Here is a 15,711-nt window from a genome sequence, read left to right on the forward strand (position 1 = left end):
CCAAAATACGGAGCGGGAATGATCGCACCCACCACCCTCTTCGCCCTCGACACCCTGCTGACCGACGAGGAACGCGAGATCAGGAACACGGTCAGGCTCGTGTGCGACCGGGAGATCCGCCCGCACGTCGCCGGCTGGTTCGAGGCCGGAGAGCTGCCCGCGCGGGAGCTGGCCCGCACGCTCGGCTCGCTCGGCGTGCTCGGCATGCACCTCGACGGATACGGCTGCGCCGGCATGGGCGCGGTCTCGTACGGGCTGGCCTGCCTGGAGCTGGAGGCGGCCGACTCCGGCCTGCGCAGCCTGGTCTCGGTGCAGGGCTCGCTGGCCATGTACGCGATCTGGAAGTACGGCAGCGAGGAGCAGAAGCAGGAGTGGCTGCCCGCGATGGCGGCAGGCGAGCGCATCGGCTGCTTCGGCCTGACCGAGCCCGACTTCGGCTCCGACCCCGGCGGCATGCGGACCACGGCCAAGCGCGAGGGCGGCGACTGGGTGCTGAACGGCACCAAACTGTGGATCACCAACGGCTCGGTGTCGGACGTGGCGGTGGTCTGGGCCCGCACCGACGAGGGCGTCAGGGGCTTCCTGGTCCCGGCGGGCACTCCCGGGTTCACCGTCAACGACGTCAAGCACAAGATCTCGCTGCGCGCGAGCGTGACCAGCGAGCTGGTGCTCGACGGGGTACGCCTGCCGGCCGCGGCGATGCTGCCCGGCGCCAGGGGCCTGTCCGGGCCGCTCGGCTGCCTGAACGAGGCCAGGTTCGGGATCGTGTTCGGGGCGATGGGGGCGGCGCTGGACTGCCTGGAGACCACCCTCGCCTACACCGCCCAGCGGGAGGTGTTCGCGCGGCCGCTGTCGTCGTACCAGCTGACCCAGGACAAGCTCGCGGACATGGCGCTGGAGCTGGGCAAGGGCCTGCTGCTCGCGGTGCACCTCGGCCGGTTGAAGGAGGCCGGCACGCTCACCCCCGAGCAGGTGAGCCTGGGCAAGCTGAACAACGTGCGCGAGGCCCTGGAGATCGCCAGGAAGTGCCGCACGCTGCTCGGAGCGAGCGGCATCACCCTCGAATACCCCGTGATCAGGCACTCGGTGAACCTGGAGTCCGTGCTGACCTACGAGGGGACCTCGGAGATCCACTCGCTGGTCATCGGCAAGGCGCTCACCGGCATCCCGGCGTTCAAATAGAGCCTTCAAGCAGAGCGCTCAGAAGGTCTGCCAGGTCGCCTCGGTGACCTGGCACGGCCCGCCCTGGTGCACCCGCAGCCGCCCGGCGGGCAGGTCGAGGCCGATCGTGGCGAGCGTCTCCCAGCGCTGGTTGAGCGGCTGGGTCAGGTCGGGGTGGGCGCAGACGGGCGCGTCGCCGGGAGCGTGCGCGAGCATGGCCAGCGCCCGCGCGTTGAGGTCGGGGTCGCTGAGCTCCTCGACGTGCTCGTGCAGGTGCCGCAGCCGGTCGTAGGTGCCGGGCCGCTCGGTGGCGTGCCGCTCCCCCGCCGCCAGGTCCGCGTCCAGGAAGTGGTTGCAGTGCTGCAGGACCCCGTCGGGGTCCGGCGGGATGACGGCCACCCCGGCCGGTGAGATCTCGATCGAGGCCGCGTCGTCTGCGGTCACGGCCGTGATGACGCTGGAGGCGGAGACCGGGGCCGAGCGGGCGATGTCCGCGGCCTGCTCGACGGTGGCCGCCTCGTCGAGGATGCGGCGGGCGATCAGGTGGACGGGCACGCCGGTCTCGGCGGTGTCGGCGTCGTGGCGCAGGATGTTGAAGTGCACGCCGAGGCCCGCCGTGTTGACGCCGATCTTGGCCAGCACCCCTGCCTCGGTGAACGTGCGCACGACGTGGCCGGGCCGCGGCTCCAGCTCCCACAACATCGGCGCGTCACGCAGGTGGTCGTGCCAGTCCCAGGTCTGCACCGTACGCGGCGGGCCGTCCTGCGGCAGCACGACGGAGGTCGAGCACTCGCCGTGGCCGACCGCGTCGATGCCGGCCAGGATCTCGGTGCGGGCGTTGACCACGGCGACCTGCCAGGGGTCCAGCCCGGCGCCGGCCGCGATCCCGGCCATCTCGTCCGCCAGCGACGGCGCCCAGGCGGCGCTGCGGTCGAGCGCCCGCTCGCCCCACGCGCGCACCTGCTCGGGGGTGGCGCCGGCCACCGCGAACAGCTCGCCGTAGCCGGTGAGGTTGGCGACGATGCGCTTGCGCAGGTGGGTGCCCAGTTCTTTGCCGCGGGCCCGGGGGTCGGTCTGGCTGGACGTAAAGCAGGGAAATGTCATGACCTGTCCATCAAGTCGGCGAGCCGCGGGTTCTCCGCGGCGAAGGAGTCGCGGACGCGGGCGTACCGCTCGGCGTCGATGTCCTGGCTCAGCTTGAACATGCTCTGCACGGTACGCACGTGCACCCGGAAGGCCACTACCCCCGGCAGCAACGCGCGGAACCTCTCCCGCGAGGCCGGGGTCGCCTCCCAGGACGGGCGGCGGCCCGACTCCAGGGCTTCGACCGTGCGCTCCACCACCTCAAGAGCGTCGTCGAGCGGCTCCAGCCGGCCGGTCACGTGCACCGCCGCGTAGTCCCAGGTCGGGACGGCCGGGTCGGTGGCGTACACGGTGGGCGAGACGTAGCCGTGCGGCCCCTGGAAGATCACCAGCACCTCCGGCGAAGACTCCCAGGAGCGCCAGTGCGGGTTGGCGCGGGCCAGGTGCCCGAGCAGCGTGCCGCCCTCGACGTGGTCGCCCTCCAGGATCACCGGTACGTGCGTGGCCACGGGCGCGCCGTCCGTCGCGCTCACGACCAGCGCGAACGGGTTCTCCCTGACCAGCAGGTCCACCTGCGCCGGATCCTGGGCCGCGTAGCGGGGAAAGGTGTACATCCCGGCTACTCCGCCGCGCTCAGGATCGCGTCCCAGGCGACCTCGGAGGCCAGCGTGCCGAGGCCGGTCGGCTTGACGCCGGTCAGCTCGACCTCGTCGGTCGTCATCGCGAACATCGTGTCGCCGTCCGTCAGCGTGTGGAACGGCTGGATGCCCCGGTGCATCGAGCTGTGCACCTGGCGGCCCACCTGGAGCAGCTCCACGTCCGTCAGCCGGACGTTGGTGATCATCACGGTCAGCGTGGTGTTGCCCATGACGGACGGCGCGCCGTCGCCGATCGCCGCGGCGTAGTCGGCGCTCGGGTGGCGGCGCTCCCCGAGGTCGGCGTGGTAGTTGCCGCGCACGACCCGGCCCTGCCGGTCGATCACCGCGCCCACCGAGTTGACCACCGTCGCCACCAGCACCTTGGCCTCGCCGAACGTGCCGAACGCGGCCCCCTGACCGGCGAACTCGGCCCGGCCGAAGTCCACCTTGCCGGCGCTCGCCGTGCGGCCCGCGCCGCACCGGCCCACCGGGAACGCGCCCTCGACCGCGTTGCGCAGCGCGGCCCGGCCCAGCTCGGCGTCCGGGTAGACGGCGGTGTCGCGGCAGGAGAAGTCGTAGATCACCGCCCCGGACACCAGCTGCAGCTCGTCCCACTTGGTGCGGTTGTCCCGGCGGGCCAGCAGCTCGTCGCTGACGCCCGCCGCCGCGGCCAGCCCGTACACCGAGCCGCCCGCCAGGCAGATCGCGTGGTTGAAGTCGTAGCCGCCGCTCATGCCGACCGCGCCGCCGCGCGCGTCCACGGCCGTGCGGGCGCCCGCGGGCAGGTGGACGACGGTGCAGCCGGTGGGGCCCTCGCCGTACTCGGCCGTGCCGACGAACACGCCGGGCAGGTCGAACGCGACCGAGGCGCGCCCGGGGCTGGGCTGCGGGGTCAGCGGCAGGTCCGCGTTGCGCGGCCCGCCCGGCGCGAACTCCGACGGGGTCGCCGGGCGCGGGTCCGCACTCACAGCGTCTCTCACAGCGTCGTCTCTCATAGGGCCTCCAGAAGCTGCTTCGAATACTCGTGTGAAGGGGCGGTGTAGAAGGTGGCCGTCTCGGCGGTCTCCACGATCTCGCCCGCGCGCATGACCGCGATCCGGTCGGCGACGTAACGCACCGCGCCGAGGTCGTGGGAGATGAACAGGGCGCTGAAGCCGTACTCGGCCTGCAGGTCCTTGATCAGGTTGAGGATCTGCACCTGGACGGAGACGTCCAGCGCGCTGACGGCCTCGTCGAAGACGATGAAGCCCGGCCTGGTGACCAGCGCGCGGGCGATCGAGACGCGCTGGCGCTGGCCGCCGGACAGCTCGTGCGGATAGCGGCCGGCGAAGGCCGCCTCCAGGCCGACCTGCTCCAGCACCTCGGTGACCGCGTCGCCCGCGCGGCCGTCTTCGAGGCGGCCGAGCACCGCCAGCGGCTCGGCGACGCTCTGGCCGACGCGCATGCGCGGGTTGAGCGACCAGTGCGGGTGCTGGAGCACGGCCTGCATGCGGCCGGCCAGCTCGCGCCGCCGTTTGGGGAACGGGCGCCCGCCGAACCTGACGGTGCCGGCCGTGGGACGCTGCAGGCCGAGGGCGACCCGGCTGGTGGTCGTCTTACCGGAGCCCGACTCGCCGACCAGGCCCAGCGTCTCGCCCTCGGCGACCGACAGCGTGACGTGCCGCATCGCGTCGAGGTGGATGCGCCGGAACGGCGGCCCCGCGGCGAAGGTGACGGTGACGTCGTCGAGTTCGAGGATCACGCCTTCACCTCCGACACGGCGTCGCCCTGCGACAGGCGGCCCTCCAGCTCTCCCGCCCGGTGGCACAGGACGTCCTGCTCGCGGACGCGGACCGGGACCGGGCGTTCGTGCTCGCAGCGTTCCTCCGCGAACGGGCAGCGCGGCGCGAAGGCGCATCCGGCCGCCGGGCCCTCCAGCACGGGCGGACGGCCGGGCACCGGATGGAGCCGGACGCCGTGGGGCGCGGCGGCGGGAGCCGAGCCCGCCAGCGCCGCCGTATAGGGGTGGGCCGGATCGCCCAGCACCCGGCGGGCGGGGCCGCTCTCGACGACGCGCCCGCCGTACATGACCGCGACCCGGTCGCAGCGGCGGGCCACGGCGGGCAGGTCGTGGCTGAGCCACAGGATGCCCGTGCCCGCCTCGGCGGCCAGCGAGAACACCACGTTCGACACCTCCTCGCGCACCTGGCTGTCCAGGGCGGCGGTCGGCTCGTCGGCGACGAGCAGCTCGGGCGAGGTGGCCATGGCCATCGCTATGGCCACCCGCTGCGCCATGCCGCCGGAGAGCTGGTGCGGGTAGGCGCGCAGCACCCGGGGGTCGTCCAGCCTGACCCGTCCCAGGTGGAAGCGCACGTCGCCGTCGCGCCCGAGCACCAGCCGGAGCTGGGCGCCGACGCGCATGGTCGGGTCGAGCGAGGCGATCGGGTCCTGGAAGACGAACCCGAGGTGTCTCCTGCGCAGGTGGCGCAGCCGGACGGCGGGCAGCTCGAACACCGGCTCCCCGGCGACCAGCACCTCCCCGTCCGTCCGCCGCGCCGACGTGGGCAGCAGCCGGCCGACGGCGGAGCCGAGCGTGGACTTGCCCGATCCGCTCTCGCCGACCAGCCCGAGGCTCTCCCCCTGCTCCAGGGTCAGATCGGCGCCGTCGAGGGCCCGGGTGCGCGGATAGTCGATCACCAGATTCCGTACCGAGAGCAGGCTCATGTCAAAGTCCTCGTCTCCCTGGGTTCGAGCCGGTCGCGCAGCCCGTCGCCGACCACGTTGATCGCCAGGATCGCCGCCACCAGCACGACCCCCGGGCCGAGGATCAGCCAGGGCGCGGCGATCATGTACGTGCCGCCCTGCTGGATGAGCACGCCGAGCGAGGCCTGCGGCGGCTGCACCCCGAAGCCGAGGAAGCTCAGCCCGCCCTCGACCGCGATGCCGACCGACAGCGCGTACGTGCCCTGCACCGCGATCGTGCCGGCCACGTTCGGCAGCACGTGCCGGACGAGCACGCGCGGCAGCCGGGCGCCGCTGATGACGGCCGAGGTGACGTAGTCGCGCTGCGAGACGGCCACGGCGGCGGCCCGCACCAGCCGGGTCATCAGCGGGATCGTCACCAGCACGATGCTGGCCAGCGCCGCCGTCTGGCCGGGGCCGAGCACGGCGGCGACCAGGATGGCCAGCACGATGGCCGGGAAGGAGTAGAGCACTTCCACCAGGCGCATCACCAGCTCGTTCAGGTAACCGCCACGGTATCCGGCGACGATGCCGAACGTCGCGCTCAACGCGGCCGTGACCAGCACCGCGACGGACGACAGCAGCAGCGTCGTGCCCACGCCCTCCATGACGCGCGGCAGCACCGAGCGGCCCAGGTTGTCGGTGCCCAGCCACCAGCCGGGGCCAGGGGGCTGCAGCCGGGGGCCGACGATCGCGTCCGGATCCCCGCCGGCCCCGATCAGCGATCCCAGCGCGAACACCACCAGGACCAGCAGCGTGACCAGCCCGCCGATGGACAGCCGATCCAGTCTTCTCACGAGCGCCTCCCCGCCATGACGCCGAGCCGGGGGTCGAGCATCCCGACCAGCAGGTCGATGAGCACGTTCATCACGATGAACACCCCGGCCGCCAGCAGCACCCCGGCCTGCACCACCGCGTAGTCGCGGCGGCCGACGGCCTGCACGATGTAGGAGCCGACGCCGGGCAGGTTGAACACGTGCTCCACGATCAGCGCGCCGCCCAGCAGGTACGCGGTCGTGGTGCCGATCAGCGTGACCACGGGGGTGGCGGCGTTGCGCAGGATGTGGTGCCTGACGATGAACCACGGTGACTCCCCGCGCCCGACGGCGGCCGTGACGTACGGCTCGACCAGCACGCCCATGACGGCGTCGCGGGTGGTCCTGGCGGTCACCGAGATGGAGAAGACCGACAGGACGGCCGCGGGCAGGATCATCGTGGCCAGGTTCGCCGCCGGGTCCTGGGTGAGCGGCACCCAGGAGCCGACCTTGAGGCCGAGCGCGTACCGGGAGAAGACGAACACCACCAGGCTGCCCAGCACGAACTCGGGCACGCTGACGCCCAGCCCGCTGAGCAGCCGCCCGGCCGCGCCGCCGCCCTCGGGGCGGGCGCGCACGGCGGTCAGCACGCCCAGTGGCACCCCGGCCAGCACGCTCGCCAGCACGGCCAGCACCGTCAGCTCGGCCGTGACCGGCAGCCGGGCCAGCAGCTCCACGCCCACCGGCTGGCGGCTGATCATGGAGACGCCGAAGTCGCCGCCCGCCACGGCCGAGAGCCAGTGCCCGTACTGCATGAAGACCGCCTGGTCCAGCCCGTAGCGGGCGGCCAGCTCGGCCTTCTGCTCGGCGGTGGCGAACGGCCCGAGCACGGTCTCCGCGAAGCCGCCCGGCATCAGCCGCACGGCGGCGAAGATGAGGACCGAGACGCCCAGCAGCGTGGCGGCCGAGCTGAGCGCCCGGCCGGACCACCACATCAGCAGCCGCATGGTTATCGGGTCTTCTTCACGCGGGCGTCGGCGACCAGGCGCAGCACGTTGCCGTAGCCCTCGGTGGCGTACAGGCTCGGGCTGAGCGCGTCGGTCCTGAACGCGACCGTGGCCGGGCGGGTGACCAGCGGGATCATCTGCGCGTCCGCGTCCGCCTTGGCGCACACGGCGGTCAGCGCCCGGTCCCTGGACGGCCCGGCCGGCTCCTTGCCCGCCGCGTCGATGAGCGTGTTCAGCTCCTTGTCCGGCTTCATGAAGCCGACGTTGAAGCCGGCCGTCTCCGGGTTCCACCACCTGGTGACCATGCCGGGGTCGGCGTAGCCGGCGAACCAGGACAGGGCGGCGTCGAAGTCGGCCGGCGCCTTGCCGTACACCTTGCCCGACCAGCTCGCCTCGTCCATCTGCTCGATCTTGACGGTGATGCCGGCCTGCTGCAGGTTCTGCTGGATCACCTGCGCGACCGCCGGGGCCGGCTCGGTGGAGAAGATGGTGAGCGTGAACGACAGGTCCTGCGCGCCGGCCTCGGCCAGCAGCGCCTTGGCGTCGTCCACGCTCTTGGCCGCCGACGGCAGCGCGGCCGGGTCGCAGGCGCCGGGCAGGCCCGCCGGGGTGATCGCGGTCGGCTTGCCCTGGCCGCCCAGCGCGACGTCCGCGATCTGCTGGTTGTCCAGCGCGATGGCGATGGCCTGGCGCACCTTCGGGTCGGCCAGCTTCGAGCCCGGCTTCAGGCTGTTCAGCATCAGGTAGTAGAAGTCCGTGGTGGCCTGCGTCCCGACCTGGACGTTCCCGGCTCCGGCCAGCATCGTGGCCGAGTCCACGTTGCCCAGGGTCGCCAGGGCGGCGCTGCCGTTCTGCAGCGCGGCGATGCGCGCGGCCTCCTCGGGGGCGATCGTGATGTTCAGCGCGTCGGCCGCGGGCTTGCCCTTGTTCCAGTACCGGTCGTTGCGCTTGAACGCCCACGACACGTCCTGGCGGTGGTTCTCGACCACGTACGGGCCGGTGCCGAGCAGCGTGGTGGCCGGATCGACCGACTTGTCGTCGATCTCCTTCATCGGCAGCACCGCCGCGGGCACGTTGGCCAGCGCCGCCAGGAACGGCGTGTACGGCTCGCTCAGCGTCACCTTCACCTCGCCGTCGCCGTCCGCGGTCACCGACTTGACCGGGCCGAGCTGCCCGCGCCACACCGACTTCGAGGCCAGCAGCCGCTTGAGGCTGCCCACCACGTCGTCGGCCGTCATCTCCCTGCCGTTGGAGAACCGGACGCCCTTACGCAGGTGGAAGACGTACTCGGTGGGGCTCGGCGTGTCCCACTTCTCGGCCAGCAGCGGCTGCACGGAGAAGTCGGGGCCCACCGTGACCAGCGTCTCGTAGGACAGCGACAGCAGCTGCCAGGTGGTGGCGACGTCGGCGAGCTGCGGGTCGTACCCGGTGGCGGCGCCGCTGTCGATGTGGACCTGGAGGTTGAGCGTGCCTCCAGAAGGGAGGGACTGATCGGCGAGCGCGAGGTAGCCGGGGGCGGCGCTCTGCTGCGCCGCGGCCGTCGGGCTGGTGGTCGTTCCGGTGGCGGCGCAGGCCGAAGCCAGCAGGGCGGCCGCGACACCGCAGGCCAGGCGTAGGTTACGCATGGGCCTCTTCTCCTCTAGTGACAGGAACGTTCGGCGGCGCTCGGCGGTACGTCGAGCGTGGGGTTGCGGTCGAAGAAGCCGACCGGCTTGAGGACGAACCCGCAGGTGTCGACCGGCATGATCGGCCAGTCCTCGGTGCGGGGGAAATGCGTCAGGCCGAACGTGTGCCACAGCACGATGTCCTGCCCGTCGATGTCGCGGTCGGCCCTGGTGTAGGCGGGCAGGCCCGCGCCGCCGGGATGCTGGTTCACCAGGTCTCCGGCGGGATAGCGCTCTGCGGGGTGGTAGCGGGTGACCCACAGATGTCTGGTGGCGAACTCGGCTCTGCTGTGGATGCTCGATCCCGGTGTGGCCAGCAGCGTCGGCCTGCCCTCGGCGTGCAGCGCGTAGCCGACGGGGCGGCCCAGGCGGTTGCGCACGTCCGGGTTGACGACGTGCCAGGTGCGCTCCGCCTTCAGGTCGGCGTCGCGGACGGCCTCACGTTCGGTGCGCAGGCGGGTGACGGCGCGGCGGATGGCGCTCCCGTACGGGTTGTCCTGGCCGGCCGGGGGGATGTCCACCTCGACCTCGTCCACGGCGTTGGCCACGCCGTCCACCGTCATGTCCAGCCGGGCCCCGAACAGGTGCTGGTGGTACGGCGCCGCCAGCCCCGGCGCCACCTCCGACGCGTACGGCGCGGCCCGCTCGTCGTAGGCGCCGGTGAAGACGATGCCGGTGGCCTTGACCTCCAGCTCGATGGTGCCGTCCAGGTAGAGGTACCAGTAGAAGCCGTAGTCGTAGTTGCCCACCGTCACGAAGAACGAGATCACCAGGCGGCGCTGCCTGCGCGTCTCCCTGGAGCCGTTGGCCGGGTCGGTGTGCTTCCACAGCACGCCGTAGTCCTCCTCGTGCATGCAGATCGCGTTCGTGATCACCTTGGGCACGCCGGCGCCGTCCGTGACGACGGCGTCGAAGTAGGTGATCTCGCCGAGGCAGTCGCAACCGAGTTCGAGGGAGTTGGCCAGCTTGCCGAGCTGGTACTCGCCGGTGTCGAAGTAGTTCTGCCAGAAGCGGATCGGGCTCGGGTCGCCGTACGGGACGACCATCTCGGCCACCGAGGCCCGGTACACGATCGGGCGGACCCGGCCGCCGTCCTCGAACCCGATCCGGTGCAGCGTCAGGCCCTCGCGCATGTCGTAGCCGAGGCGCAGGCTCCACTTCTCCCACTGCACCAGCGGGCCGTCCACGGTGAAGCTGGGGCCGTCCGGCTGGGTGATGTGGATGGGTTTCTGCGTGGTGCGGAAGGGGCCGTGGCCGTAGTCGCCGGACTCCCGCGGGATCGGCTGGGGGCCGGTGTCCACGATCTCCAGGACCTCGCCCTTGACCAGGTCCACGTACGCGACCAGGCCGTCCACCGGGTGGGCCCAAGGCAGGCTCTCCGGCGTGGGCATGACGTGCGCCAGCACCCTGGCCACCCGCCGTCCCTCCTCCTCGGCCAGCCCGAAGTGGCCGGCGCTGAGCGCGGCCAGGTAGACGCCCTGCGGGTCGTCGATCCCGCGCCTGGCCAGCGCCTCGGCCCAGGCGGCGTCCGCGCGCAGCACCCGCCGGACCAGCGCGTGCTCCTCGTCCAGCATCGGCACCTGGCCGTCGATCGCGGGGTCGATCGGCTCGCGCGACTCCACCCGGCCCCCGCCGATGGAGACGACCACGTCCAGCGCCGCCTCGGTGGCCAGGTCGAGCAGGAACGCACGGGCCTTGCGCGTGACGGGGTCGCCCGGCCGGTACGCCAGCACCTCGCCCTTCGGCGGCTCCTCCAGGCCGAGGTAAGCCACCCGGACCGTCTCCGTCAGCAGCCCTTCGGCCATCAGAATCCGTCTGACCTCGTCGATCTCCCGCGCGGCGAGCGGGTCGAGAGGGTGGGGGTGCTTCCCGGTGGACAGGTGCAACGTTCCGCCCCTTTCTACTGCCGGAACGTTCCGGCAAGTTTCGCGCTAACTTAATTGCGACGGCCGCGAGGCACAAGACCTGAGGCCCAGGCGAAACAGATCCTTAACGGAAGCAGGACGGGGACGCCGCACTCCGGCTGGGCGCGGAGGCCGGAGACCGAGGGGCCGGGAGCCCGGCACAGCCAGGGGACGAGGACGGAAAATGCACCAGTACCATCAGGGCGTGCAAGCAGACGAGCCGGTCACGATCCTCACCGTCGCCAGGGAAGCCGGCGTCTCCAAGACGACCGCCTCCGACGCCCTGCGCGGCTCGGGCCGGGTCTCGGAGCGCACCCGCGAGACGGTCGCGCGGGTCGCCGAACGGCTCGGCTACGTACCCAACGGCTCGGCCCGCCACCTGCGCAAGGCCAGCACGGGGACGATCGGCCTGCACGTGCCCGAGGTGCTGACCCGCTCCTCCTACTACATGTCGTTCGTCTTCGGCGTGGTCGAACAGGCGGCGCGGCACGACTACGACGTCACCCTGATCACCTCGGGCCAGCGCCGCTCCCGCCCGCCACGCGTCGACGGCCTGGTGCTCGGCGACCCGCTCGGGGGCGACCCGGTGGTGGAGAGCCTGATGGCCACCGGCCTGCCGACCGTCTCCTGCGAACGCTTCCCGGGGGCGCGGCAGGCGGACGGGGTGGTGTGGTCGGAACACGCGCCGATGCTCCACCGCCTGCTCGACCACCTCAGCACGGCCGGCTCCGTCCGCCCCGGCCTCATCGTGGCCGGCGACGAAAGCGACTGGGCCGCCAGCCTGCACCGGGGCTACCTGGAATGGTGCGCCACGAAGGACATCACCCCCCGGGTCCGCCGCGTCTCCTTCGACGCCACCGGCGAGGAGATCCGCGCCGCCGCCCGCACCCTGCTCGCGCCCGAGTCCAGCGACGGCGAGGCGGTGGACGCGCTGGTGTGCGCTCCCGCCGGGGCGGCCACCGAGGTGGCGCCCATGGTGCGGGAGACGGGCTCCGGCGTGCTCCTCGCCTCCTGCGTCGACAGCGCCGCCACCCGGATGGCCGACCCCCCGATCACCTCGATCGACCTCCGTCCCCGGGAGGCCGGGGCCGGCTGCGCCGAGCTGCTGTTCGAACTCCTGTCAGGCACCGCCGGGCCCGGGACGGAACGCGTCCACCCGATCGAACTCGAACTACGCCCCTCCACCCACCCGCACCCCTAGGGAGCGCTCGCCACAGCCTCGGGAAGGGGCCACGGCAACGGCCGGCCAGGCCACAATGGCGTCGTTGCCCTTCTGACCTGCGGCATCATCTTTCCAGCCCGCCGGGGCCACGGCACCGCACCACCGTCGAACCGGGCTCGCTACAGGCTTCCCTCGCTCGGGTCACAGACGGAGCGCATCGGTCCGGCTACCAGAATTGACGGTAGTGCTCCGGCCTTCAGGCCGGTGGTGAAGCCGACCGTCCCGCGAAGCGGGGCAAGGACAGCCGATTCGCCGCCAGGCGGACCGGCGTCCACCCCGCTCAGACCGGCCGGTTCTGCTGCTCGATGTACTGGCGCAGGACACTGATGGGAGCGCCGTCTACCGACCCGGCGAAGTAGGAGCCTGACCACAGCTTGTTTGCCCGGTAGTAGTGGGCGGCCAGTTCGGGGAACTCCTGGCGCATCCGCCGCGAGGACACCCCTTTCAACGAGTTGACGAGCTTGGACAGGGCGATCTTGGGTGGGAAGTTCACCAGCAGGTGGACGTGATTGTTCTCGCCGTTGAACTCACGCAGGTCGGTCTCGAAGTCGGCGCACACATCCCTCATGATCTCTTCCAGGCGTGTCAGGTGCTCGCCGTTGAAGACCCGGTGGCGGAACTTGGTCACGAAAACCAAGTGAGCGTGCAGGACGAAAACGCAGTGCCTACCGGTCCTGATATCGCTGTGCTCGGCCATAAACCAATAGTAAGGTAGTTCGTGTGCAGCTGCGTTACAGCTTCCGCCTCGACCCGACACCGGGCCAGCAAATCGAGCTGGCCAAGGCGTTCGGTTGCGCGCGTGTCGTGTTCAACGACGCGCTGCGGCTGCGTAACGACGCACATGAGGCCGGCCTGCCGTTCGTCATCGACGCCGACCTGTCCCGGCAGGTCATCACCGAGGCGAAGAAGCGCCCCGACCGGGTGTGGCTGGGCGAGGTGTCGGCAGTGGTGCTCCAGCAGGCGCTGGCCGACTGCACGAGGGCATTCCGCAACTTCTTCGCCTCGTTGTCGGGCAAACGGAAAGGCCCGAAGCTGGGCGCTCCCCGGTTCCGGTCCCGCAAGGACAACCGGCAGGCGATCAGGTTCACCCGCAACGCCCGATTCTCGATCACGCCGGGCGGAAAGCTGCGCCTGCCGAAGATCGGAGACGTGGCGGTGCGCTGGTCGCGGGAGCTGCCCTCCGAGCCGTCCAGCGTGAGCGTGATCAAGGATGCGGCGGGCCGCTATTTCGCGTCTTTCGTCGTGGAGGCCAGCGCCTCACCCCTACCGGAAAGCGGGATCGAGAGCGGGATCGACCTGGGTCTTGGACACTTCGCCGTCCTGTCGGACGGGCAGAAGATCGATTCGCCCCGGTTCCTGCGCCGGGCGGAGAAGAAACTCAAGCGGGCGCAGAAGGCCCTGTCCCGTAAGGAGAAAGGTTCCAAGAACGGGGCCAAGGCCCGGCTTGTGGTCGCCCGGCAGCACGCCAGGGTCGCCGACACGCGCCGCGAGTTCCACCACCAGCTCTCCACCCAGATCATCCGCGAGAACCAAGCGGTGTATCTGGAGGACCTGGCGGTCAAGGGCTTGGCGCGCACCCGGCTGGCCAAGAGCGTGCATGATGCGGGCTGGTCGTCGTTCGTGGCCATGCTGGAGTACAAGGCGCGCCTGTACGGCAGGACCTTCGTCAAGGTCAGCCGCTGGTTCCCGAGTAGCAAGCTGTGCTCGGTATGCGGAGCGGTACGGCAGGACATACCCCTGTCGGTGCGGGAGTGGACCTGCTCCTGCGGTGCGGCCCACGACCGGGACATCAACGCCGCGCTCAATATCCTCGCCGCCGGACGGGCGGAGAGGCAAAACGCCTGTGGAGGGCCGGTAAGACCGGGCGCGAGCCCGGCACGGCCCCTCGAAGCAGGAAGCCAAGGAAGTGCCGCCGCGTGAACGACAGCGGCACAGGCCAGAATCGTCGGGCTTCAGCCCGGCGAGCGCGTCAAAGTCCGGCCATGGCGAAGAAAGAAAGGCGAGGATGAAGAGGCGCCACCGGTCTGCGGGATCTGTCTGGGCGCTCAAGGGGAGTGGATGGAGCTGAACGGCAAGAAGGACGAGCAGCGCACCTGGGTGCCGTGCACGACGTGCCGTGGGACCGGCCGGGCGTGACCGACCCCATCACCTGCCCGGAATGCGAAGGCGGCCACGGGGAGCGGATAGGGCCGCTCTTCCTCACCTGCCGGTTCTGCGCCGGCCAGGGCGTCGTCGGCGGCGACAACGAGCCCGCGGAGCGAGGCGCGAAGCCGCCACCACCTCCGCCGACCGCCGCCGGCCACAGGGTGTGGGCGGACCCCTACGTCGCGGCCGCGCTGGGCTGCCGCGTCTGCATGGGGGCGAGCACGGTCCTGCACATCGACGAAGAGGCCGGCACGCTGCTCGCGGTGCCCTGCGTATGCGCCGGCCCACCGCCCTCCGCACCGGGCGGCTTGTAACACCGACACCGAAACGGGCGGATGTGCGAGTGCGTCCTTCCGTCCCTTTGGAGCCTCCATGTCGCACCCATACGGGCCGCAGCAACCGCCCCAAGGCGGATACCCGCCACCCCCTGGCCAACCGCCGGGTGGCTATCCGCCGCCTCCTTTCCCGCCACCCCCTGGAGGGCCGTACGGCGGCGGGTACGGCCCGCCTCCAGGAGGTGGTTTCCCTCCGCCCGGCCAGGGGTTTCCCCCTCCTCACCGTCGGCCGCCGAAGAAGCAGACCGGGTTGAAGGTGACGCTCGCCCTGCTCGGCGGCCTGGTCGTGCTGGCCGTGATTGGAGCGTTCCTGTCCGGCGGGGAACCGGCCGGTCGGGATCGGCTCGCTTTCACGGAAGACACGTCCAGCAGTTCCCCGACAGAGGAGGTGGAGGCGGAGGCCCCTGTCGAGGACGCCTCGGCCACACCGACGCCGTCGCCGACCATGAAGCCGCGCTCCTATCGCGGCGTAGGCGACAAGGTGGTCAAGGTGAAGGAGACGGAAGACGTTCTGCTCGCGACGCTCACGCATGCGGGCGGGTCGAACTTCATCGTCGAGCCGGTGGACCCGGGCGGCGCAGAACAGGCGTCCATCGTCAACGAGATCGGCGCTTACAAGGGCACGGTCATCGTCAACGAGTACGAGGGGAAGGTGCTGCGCGGCTTCAAGATCAAGGCGGACGGGGCGTGGACGCTCACACTGAAACCGCTCACCGCGGCCCGGCCGTGGACTGCCGCGCGCGTGTCCGGTCGCGGCGACGAAGTGCTGCTGGTGTCGCCGGCCAGCTCCGGCCTGACGACGGTGAAGGTCAACCACTCCGGCAGCAGCAACATCATCGTCGACGCCTACTCGGAAGGCGACCGCGACAACTTGATCAACGAGATCGGTTCCTATCGCGGTGAAGTCCTGCTGCCTGATGGAACGATCCTGGTGACGGTGCATGCAGACGGCCGGTGGACCTTCACCAAGGACTGATCACCTGCCGCCGCCTCCCCCACGCTGGCGGCGATGGCACATCCCGGGTGTGGCCGAGTACCCCGGTCGCAGCCTCTCGGGTTCACGGTGCGGACCTGCG

General features: G+C 71.3%; 15 protein-coding genes. 5 read left to right on the top strand and 10 right to left on the bottom strand.

Translation table 11 applies throughout. The features are described from left to right. The first annotated feature begins 18 nt into the window (after window positions 1–18). Complete coding sequence (locus OIE67_RS33235; protein ID WP_326627909.1) at window positions 19–1,182, top strand: acyl-CoA dehydrogenase family protein; 1,164 nt, start codon at window positions 19–21, stop codon at window positions 1,180–1,182. An 18-nt stretch (window positions 1,183–1,200) separates the two neighbouring features. Here the strand turns inward: OIE67_RS33235 and OIE67_RS33240 are convergent, their stop codons facing one another. From OIE67_RS33240 to OIE67_RS33280, 9 genes are read right to left on the bottom strand one after another with little or no spacing between them, the layout of a single operon-like run. Further along, window positions 1,201–2,265: a C45 family peptidase gene (locus OIE67_RS33240; RefSeq protein WP_326627911.1), complete on the bottom strand. Its 1,065-nt coding sequence runs from the start codon at window positions 2,263–2,265 to the stop codon at window positions 1,201–1,203. Further along, complete coding sequence (locus OIE67_RS33245) at window positions 2,262–2,858, bottom strand: FMN-binding negative transcriptional regulator (protein ID WP_326627913.1); 597 nt, start codon at window positions 2,856–2,858, stop codon at window positions 2,262–2,264. The genes OIE67_RS33240 and OIE67_RS33245 overlap by 4 nt, the downstream gene beginning before the upstream one ends. Window positions 2,859–2,863: 5 nt before the next feature. Then, the gene (locus tag OIE67_RS33250; RefSeq protein ID WP_245955640.1) at window positions 2,864–3,850 is read right to left on the bottom strand and encodes a P1 family peptidase; all 987 of its coding nucleotides are present in this window, start codon (window positions 3,848–3,850) and stop codon (window positions 2,864–2,866) included. Window positions 3,851–3,873: 23 nt separating this feature from the next. After that, window positions 3,874–4,623 carry an ABC transporter ATP-binding protein gene (locus OIE67_RS33255; protein ID WP_326627916.1) on the bottom strand — a complete coding sequence of 250 codons (750 nt, stop codon included), beginning with the start codon at window positions 4,621–4,623 and terminating at the stop codon, window positions 3,874–3,876. Beyond that, window positions 4,620–5,585, bottom strand: coding sequence for an ABC transporter ATP-binding protein (locus tag OIE67_RS33260; RefSeq protein WP_326627918.1), 966 nt, complete (start codon window positions 5,583–5,585; stop codon window positions 4,620–4,622). Before OIE67_RS33260 ends, OIE67_RS33255 begins: the two co-directional genes overlap by 4 nt. Beyond that, window positions 5,582–6,400, bottom strand: a complete 819-nt coding sequence (locus OIE67_RS33265) for an ABC transporter permease (protein WP_326627920.1) — start codon at window positions 6,398–6,400, stop codon at window positions 5,582–5,584. Before OIE67_RS33265 ends, OIE67_RS33260 begins: the two co-directional genes overlap by 4 nt. After that, window positions 6,397–7,365: an ABC transporter permease gene (locus tag OIE67_RS33270; RefSeq protein WP_326627922.1), complete on the bottom strand. Its 969-nt coding sequence runs from the start codon at window positions 7,363–7,365 to the stop codon at window positions 6,397–6,399. The genes OIE67_RS33265 and OIE67_RS33270 overlap by 4 nt, the downstream gene beginning before the upstream one ends. A gap of 2 nt (window positions 7,366–7,367) precedes the next feature. Next, window positions 7,368–8,990, bottom strand: coding sequence for an ABC transporter substrate-binding protein (locus OIE67_RS33275; protein ID WP_326627924.1), 1,623 nt, complete (start codon window positions 8,988–8,990; stop codon window positions 7,368–7,370). Between the two features lie 14 nt (window positions 8,991–9,004). Continuing rightward, window positions 9,005–10,915, bottom strand: coding sequence for a primary-amine oxidase (locus OIE67_RS33280; protein WP_326627926.1), 1,911 nt, complete (start codon window positions 10,913–10,915; stop codon window positions 9,005–9,007). A gap of 223 nt (window positions 10,916–11,138) precedes the next feature. Between OIE67_RS33280 and OIE67_RS33285 the strand changes: the two genes are divergently transcribed. Beyond that, window positions 11,139–12,134, top strand: coding sequence for a LacI family DNA-binding transcriptional regulator (locus OIE67_RS33285; protein WP_326627928.1), 996 nt, complete (start codon window positions 11,139–11,141; stop codon window positions 12,132–12,134). Between the two features lie 301 nt (window positions 12,135–12,435). Here the strand turns inward: OIE67_RS33285 and tnpA are convergent, their stop codons facing one another. After that, window positions 12,436–12,852 (bottom strand): IS200/IS605 family transposase, encoded by a 417-nt coding sequence (gene tnpA, locus OIE67_RS33290; RefSeq protein WP_326627930.1) that lies wholly within the window; start codon window positions 12,850–12,852, stop codon window positions 12,436–12,438. Between the two features lie 23 nt (window positions 12,853–12,875). On the opposite strand from tnpA, the gene OIE67_RS33295 reads away from it, so the two are divergent. The 3 genes from OIE67_RS33295 to OIE67_RS33305 all read left to right on the top strand — a co-directional run bounded on the left by OIE67_RS33295 (window position 12,876) and on the right by OIE67_RS33305 (window position 15,611). Next, entirely contained in the window at window positions 12,876–14,075 is a 1,200-nt protein-coding gene (locus OIE67_RS33295) for an RNA-guided endonuclease InsQ/TnpB family protein (protein ID WP_326627932.1), read from the top strand. Between the two features lie 182 nt (window positions 14,076–14,257). Further along, on the top strand, window positions 14,258–14,614 hold the full coding sequence (locus tag OIE67_RS33300) for a hypothetical protein (RefSeq protein WP_326627934.1): 357 nt from the start codon (window positions 14,258–14,260) through the stop codon (window positions 14,612–14,614). 271 nt (window positions 14,615–14,885) lie between these two features. Next, on the top strand, window positions 14,886–15,611 hold the full coding sequence (locus tag OIE67_RS33305) for a hypothetical protein (RefSeq protein WP_326627936.1): 726 nt from the start codon (window positions 14,886–14,888) through the stop codon (window positions 15,609–15,611). The last annotated feature ends 100 nt before the right edge of the window (window positions 15,612–15,711 follow it).

It is taken from the genome of Nonomuraea fuscirosea, assembly GCF_035917475.1.
GTDB classification, from domain to species: domain Bacteria; phylum Actinomycetota; class Actinomycetes; order Streptosporangiales; family Streptosporangiaceae; genus Nonomuraea; species Nonomuraea fuscirosea.

Bases quoted from the DNA above. Each gene is read 5' to 3' on its own strand.
- OIE67_RS33240 (WP_326627911.1), bottom strand. From the start codon at position 2,265: ATGACATTTCCCTGCTTTACGTCCAGCCAGACCGACCCCCGGGCCCGC.
- OIE67_RS33260 (WP_326627918.1), bottom strand. From the start codon at position 5,585: ATGAGCCTGCTCTCGGTACGGAATCTGGTGATCGACTATCCGCGCACC.
- OIE67_RS33270 (WP_326627922.1), bottom strand. From the start codon at position 7,365: ATGCGGCTGCTGATGTGGTGGTCCGGCCGGGCGCTCAGCTCGGCCGCC.
- OIE67_RS33235 (WP_326627909.1), top strand. From the start codon at position 19: ATGATCGCACCCACCACCCTCTTCGCCCTCGACACCCTGCTGACCGAC.
- OIE67_RS33275 (WP_326627924.1), bottom strand. From the start codon at position 8,990: ATGCGTAACCTACGCCTGGCCTGCGGTGTCGCGGCCGCCCTGCTGGCT.
- OIE67_RS33245 (WP_326627913.1), bottom strand. From the start codon at position 2,858: ATGTACACCTTTCCCCGCTACGCGGCCCAGGATCCGGCGCAGGTGGAC.
- tnpA (WP_326627930.1), bottom strand. From the start codon at position 12,852: ATGGCCGAGCACAGCGATATCAGGACCGGTAGGCACTGCGTTTTCGTC.